At 64.3% G+C, this 5501-nt stretch carries 6 protein-coding genes; 4 read left to right on the top strand and 2 right to left on the bottom strand.

Annotation, left to right across the window (positions count from 1 at the left end; genetic code table 11):
• Positions 1 to 295: 295 nt before the first annotated feature.
• Entirely contained in the window at positions 296 to 826 is a 531-nt protein-coding gene (locus EOA28_RS23485) for a hypothetical protein (RefSeq protein WP_126079870.1), read from the bottom strand.
• Positions 819 to 1427, bottom strand: coding sequence for a CGNR zinc finger domain-containing protein (locus EOA28_RS23480; RefSeq protein ID WP_127249713.1), 609 nt, complete (start codon positions 1425 to 1427; stop codon positions 819 to 821). The genes EOA28_RS23485 and EOA28_RS23480 overlap by 8 nt, the downstream gene beginning before the upstream one ends.
• A gap of 192 nt (positions 1428 to 1619) precedes the next feature.
• On the opposite strand from EOA28_RS23480, the gene EOA28_RS23475 reads away from it, so the two are divergent.
• The 4 genes from EOA28_RS23475 to EOA28_RS23460 form a co-directional block, all read left to right on the top strand.
• A complete protein-coding gene (locus EOA28_RS23475) occupies positions 1620 to 2525 on the top strand; it encodes a branched-chain amino acid ABC transporter permease (RefSeq protein ID WP_128315325.1) in 906 nt (301 codons plus the stop codon).
• Positions 2526 to 2813: 288 nt separating this feature from the next.
• Positions 2814 to 3419, top strand: a complete 606-nt coding sequence (locus EOA28_RS23470) for a TRAP transporter small permease subunit (RefSeq protein ID WP_127249715.1) — start codon at positions 2814 to 2816, stop codon at positions 3417 to 3419.
• On the top strand, positions 3416 to 5206 hold the full coding sequence (locus EOA28_RS23465; RefSeq protein ID WP_189342148.1) for a TRAP transporter large permease subunit: 1791 nt from the start codon (positions 3416 to 3418) through the stop codon (positions 5204 to 5206). Before EOA28_RS23470 ends, EOA28_RS23465 begins: the two co-directional genes overlap by 4 nt.
• A 12-nt stretch (positions 5207 to 5218) precedes the next feature.
• Positions 5219 to 5501 (top strand): alcohol dehydrogenase catalytic domain-containing protein (locus EOA28_RS23460; protein WP_148670817.1); only part of this gene is annotated, 283 nt, incomplete at its 3' end.

The following is a 5501-nucleotide window of genomic DNA, read 5'->3' as shown; positions in this document are numbered from 1 at the left end:
CATCAGAAGCATGCGCACGACGGCTTGCGCACCCGATAGGAAGACGCGCTCCTTGCCAAGGTCGAACTTGTCGTCGAGCGCGACGTCGTGCAGCGTCATCAGGTATTTCCTCTGCGGAGGCGCCTCAAATCAGGCAGCCAACGTCGGAGTGGGACGTCGCAGTCTTTCGTCCCTAGGCGGTGAGGTCAAACAAAATCACAGAGGCCAGATAACACGCAACAAACGGTCTGGCGAGTGGCCGGTGGCGCATGCAAGATCATGCTAACCGCTTTGTGAGGAACAAAAATTTCGTGGCTCAAGTCGCTTTGGAGCAATCCGGCTTCTGGGCATCGGGCAGCTTGCCGTCAGGATGGCCGGCAAGGTCCGGGTTGAGCTCGTATTTCGGCCCGATCACCAGTGGCCGGTCCGGCAGCATCGTCTGGTCCTCGGACGAGGTCATCGTGGTATCGATGCTCTGCAGCAGCGTGCCGCTCGCATCCTCGATGCGGATCGAGACGGAATAGGGTTTATCTTTGACCACGCAGGTGAGCGGCGGGCTGGTGAGCGTGATGTGCGGCAGCTTCGGCCAGATCTTCTGGTTGACGATGAGCGGGTCGCCGCCGGCCGGATTCTGGAAGCTCACCACCGCGACCTGACCGTCGACCATCGGCCGCAGCGGCTTCAGCGTGATGACATAGGTGGCGATGGCCAGCCGGTAGTTGAACTCGAACAGTTTTCCCGAGATGGCGAAAAGCTGGTCCTTGCCGGTGTCGCGGCAGGCGCCGAGCGCGACTGCGGCGACCAGGGCGGCGCCGATCAAAGCTGAACGCGACAGTTTGCTAAGCATTGGGAACCTCCCTCGCCGCCGTGCGGCGGCGGTAATAGCGGTTTGCCTTCTGGCGATTGCCGCAGACAGCCATATCGCACCACAACCGGCTGGCGTTGCGGCTGCGGTCGACGAACAGCCAGCTGCAATTGGGGCAGATCCTCAGCCTTGCCACCGTTTCGTCGCGCAGCAGCGACAGCGCCGAGACGGCCAAAGCCGCCTCGAAGGCGATCGGCGTTCGCGGGTCGCCGAAAGGCTGGCCAGGCGATCCGATCTCGGTCGCGCTGCCGGACAGCCCGCTGGCGCAGGCCGTGAGGAAATCCGGCAGGTGGCTGGTCGCCACCGCGCCATTCGATACGGCATGGCGAAACAGACGATCGGTCGCTTCGCGGATCGAGATGACGGTCGGTTTGATCCCACCCGGCTCCGGCGCCCACAGCCGCCGGCCGCCGAGCTCGGCCGCGCGGAAGCCGCTGGCCGCCTCGGCGAAGCGGGCGATCTCGGCCGGGTCGTCGAAACGGTCGAAGGACTTTTGCGGATCGTTGCGCAGCACCACGGTGTTCGCCGTATCAAGCGCAAGGATGCCGCCGGTGAAGCGGTGCGGGGTCCAGGATACCGTCATGATCGAAATCTAACCTATAAAACGTGTTTGACAAGTTATATTCCGAGTGCAAATTTCCGAGTGGGCCGGATTATCCGGCCCGCGCATGGCACCAAAATCGGAACGATTTTTGGAAAGGGTCATGCGCAAAATCAAAGTGCTACAGCGTCCTTTGCGCGCCGGACGGGCGCGCGGCGCTGTAGGGGATGCCGCATGCTCTATTTCTTCCAGCAGGTGCTGAACGGGCTGCATTCAGGCGCGCTCTACGCGCTGCTCGCCTTCGGCTATGTGCTGACCAACGGCATCCTGCACCGCACCAACCTGGCCTATGGCGCGCTGTTCGCCTTCTGCGGCCAGACGATGATCCTGACCGCCGCCTTCGGTTATCAGGCGCTGTGGCTGACGCTGACCGCCGCGGTGGCGCTCGGCGTCGCCGCGGCCCTGCTCTACGCCGCGCTGATAAGCCACGTCCTGTCGCGCAGCGTGTTCGAGAGGCTCGCCGACCGCTCGCCCAACGCCATCGTGGTGACGACGCTCGGCACCTTGATCTTCCTGTCGGAGGCGAGCCGCATCGCCGCCGACACGCATGATCTCTGGCTGCCGCCGATGCTCGCCGATCCCGTCGTTTTCGCCGAAGGTGAAGGGTTCAAGGTCACGCTCACCGTCATCCAGCTGCTTGACTGCGCGGGGGTCGTCGCGCTGGTGGCGCTGGCGGCCTGGCTGTTTTCGCATTCGCGCTTCGGCCGCGCCTGGCGTGCCGTCTCCGACGATCCGAAGGCAGCGGCGATGTGCGGGGTCGATGTGCGCGCGGTGTTCCGTCGCGCCGTGCTGTTCGGCGGTTTCTGCGCGGCCCTGGCCGGGGTGCTTGCCGGCCTCTACTACGGCAATGTCTCCTTCGGCACCGGGCTGGTCTACGGCCTGAAGATCCTGTTCGTGACGGCGGTCGGCGGCTACCTGTCGCCGCTTCGGGCGGCCCTTGGCGCCGCGGCCTTCGGCATGGCTGAATCGCTCTGGGCCGGCTACTTCCCGCTCGAATGGCGCGACGCCTGGATCTATCTCTTCCTCGTCGCCATGCTGGTGCTGATCGGCGCCGGGCGCGACCAGGCCAAGATCGCCTAAGCGCGTCGCGATCTTTCAGATTCCCTTCATCCGCTTTAGGTTTTTGGTTTTAGCATGTCTTTGTCCCGAAACCGGTTCCCACTTTCAGGAGACATGCTTTAAGCATCCCAGACTTTCGTTGCATGACCTACCGTCAGGCGGCGGCATTCCGCCTCTGCGCGGCTTATCGATCTGCTCGGCGCGGCTTTGCCATGTTGACCTGCCGGACCACGCACTGCATACCGTTGGGCCAGGCGACGCGACACCGGAGGGGGAATCGGGCGCGCCGCATTGTGAGGGAGGATATGCATGGCAGGGCTTCTCGCTCTATCCAGGACGATCGACCGCATCAACGAGTTCATCGGCCGCTGGGTCTCTTGGCTGATCCTGCTTGCGATCCTCGTGAGCGCCGGCAATGCCGTCATCCGCAAGGTGTTCGACACCTCGTCCAATGCCTGGCTCGAACTGCAGTGGTATCTGTTCGGCGCCGCCTTCATGCTGGCCGCGGCCTACACGCTGAAGCAGAACGACCATATCCGCATCGACATCGTCTACGGCATGTTCTCGCGGCGCGTGCAGCACTGGATCGACCTGCTCGGCCACCTGTTCTTCCTGATGCCTTTCGTCGTGCTGATGGTGGTCTATTTCGTGCCTTATGTGTCGCTGTCCTTCCACAGCGGCGAGATATCGACCAATGCCGGCGGCCTGATCGTCTGGCCGGCCAAGGCCATCCTGCTCGTCGGCTTCTTCCTGCTGGCCCTGCAAGGCGTTTCCGAGATCATCAAGAAGATCGCCATCATGCGCGGCGACATGGACGATCCCAATCCCTTCATATCGGCGCATGAGCAGGCCAGGCTCGAGGCGGAGGCGCTGGCCGAGGAAGCCAAAGCCATCGCTGGCGAGGTCCGCCCATGATCGAGTTCATCGCGCAGAACATGGCGCCGATCATGTTCGCCTCGCTGATCATCTTCCTTTTGATCGGCTACCCCGTCGCCTTCTCGCTCGCCGCCAACGGCCTGCTGTTCTTCTTCATCGGCGTGCTGGTCTCGCCCTATTCCGGCGGGTCGATCAACCTCGCCTGGCCGCTGCTGCATGCGCTGCCGGACAATTTCTACGGCACCAGGGTGATGTCCAACGACACGCTGCTGGCGATACCGTTCTTCACCTTCATGGGCATCGTGCTCGAGCGCTCAGGGATGGCCGAAGACCTCCTCGACACGATCGGCCAGCTGTTCGGGCCGATCCGCGGAGGCCTTGCCTATGCGGTCATCCTCGTCGGCGCGCTGTTGGCCGCAACGACCGGCGTGGTGGCGGCCTCGGTCATCGCCATGGGGCTGATCTCGCTGCCGATCATGTTGCGCTACGGCTATGACCGGCGGCTGGCGGCGGGCGTCATCGCGGCCTCCGGCACGCTTGCCCAGATCATCCCGCCCTCGCTGGTGTTGATCGTGCTTGCCGACCAGCTCGGCCGCTCGGTCGGCGACATGTATGCCGGCGCCTTGATCCCGGGCATCGTACTTACCGGCATCTACATGCTCTACATCCTGATCATGTCGATCGTCCGGCCGAACTCGATGCCGGCGCTGCCGCTCGAGGCCCGCACGCTCGGCCGCGGCGTGCTGTCGCTGATCGTGGCGCTGCTGATTGCCGGCGCGATCTCATACGGCGCCTATCGCTATCTTGCACCGACACAGGGCGACAATGCCGACATCCTCGGCTTCGCCGTCGGGGTCATCGTCATCTATGTCGCCGCCATCGTCGACCAGCGGCTGCGCATCAACATGATGTCCAAGCTGGCGCAGCAGGTGGTAATCGTGCTGATCCCGCCGCTGGCGCTGATCTTCCTGGTGTTGGGCACGATCTTCCTCGGCATCGCCACGCCGACCGAGGGCGGCGCCATGGGTTCGGTCGGAGCATTGATCATGGCGGCGGCCAAGGGGCGGCTGTCGCTCGACGTCGTCAAACAGGCGCTCGCCTCGACGACCAGGCTTTCATCCTTCGTGCTGTTCATCCTGATCGGCGCGCGCGTCTTCTCGCTGACCTTCTACGGCGTCAACGGCCACATCTGGGTCGAGCATCTCCTGACCTCGCTGCCCGGCGGCGAGACAGGCTTCCTGATCGGCGTCAACATCCTGGTATTCCTGCTTGCCTTCTTCCTCGATTTCTTCGAGCTCGCCTTCATCATCGTGCCGCTTTTGGCGCCCGCCGCCGACAAGCTCGGCATCGACCTGATCTGGTTCGGCGTGCTGCTCGGCGTCAATATGCAGACCAGCTTCATGCATCCGCCATTCGGCTTCGCGCTGTTCTACCTGCGCTCGGTCGCGGCCCGCGTGCCTTACCTGGACAGGATCACCGGAAAGCAGATCGCGCCGGTCTCTACCGGGCAGATCTATTGGGGCGCCGTGCCGTTCGTCTGCATCCAGGTGATCATGATCGGGCTCACCATCGCGTTCCCGCAAATGGTCATGCGCTACAAGGGGGCAGCGGTGGAGCCCAGCACCATCGACCTCAAGCTGCCCGACATGCCTTCGCTGTCGCCGCTCGGCACGCCGCCGGCGAACAACGGCGCTGCCCCCGCCAATGGCGGCGCGTCGGCGGCGCCAGGCACGCCCGACCTGTCGCAGCCGCCGAGCTTCGGCGAAGCGCCGGCCAAACCGGCGGCGCCGGCACCCGACCTCTCGCAGCCACCCAAATTCAACTGAGGCGAGCGGACCATGAGAGCCGTGCGGCTGGAGGCGGTAGGCAAGATCGCGCTGCGCGAGGTCCCCAAACCCTTTCCCGGGCCTGAGGACGTTCTCGTGCGCATCGAAGCCTGCGGCGTCTGCGGCACCGACCGGCACCTTTTCCACGGCGAGTTCCCGTGCACGCCGCCGGTGACGCTCGGCCATGAATTCTCCGGCATTGTCGAAGCCGTCGGCGCGGCAGTGTCCGGCATTGCCATCGGCGACCGCGTCACCGGCGGCGTGCACGGGAACTCGCCGTGGAAAAGGTGCCGGT

The organism is Mesorhizobium sp. M2A.F.Ca.ET.067.02.1.1 (assembly GCF_004023285.1).
In the GTDB taxonomy this organism is placed as follows: Bacteria; Pseudomonadota; Alphaproteobacteria; order Rhizobiales; family Rhizobiaceae; genus Mesorhizobium.
This window is presented reverse-complemented; position numbering and strand designations above follow the sequence as displayed.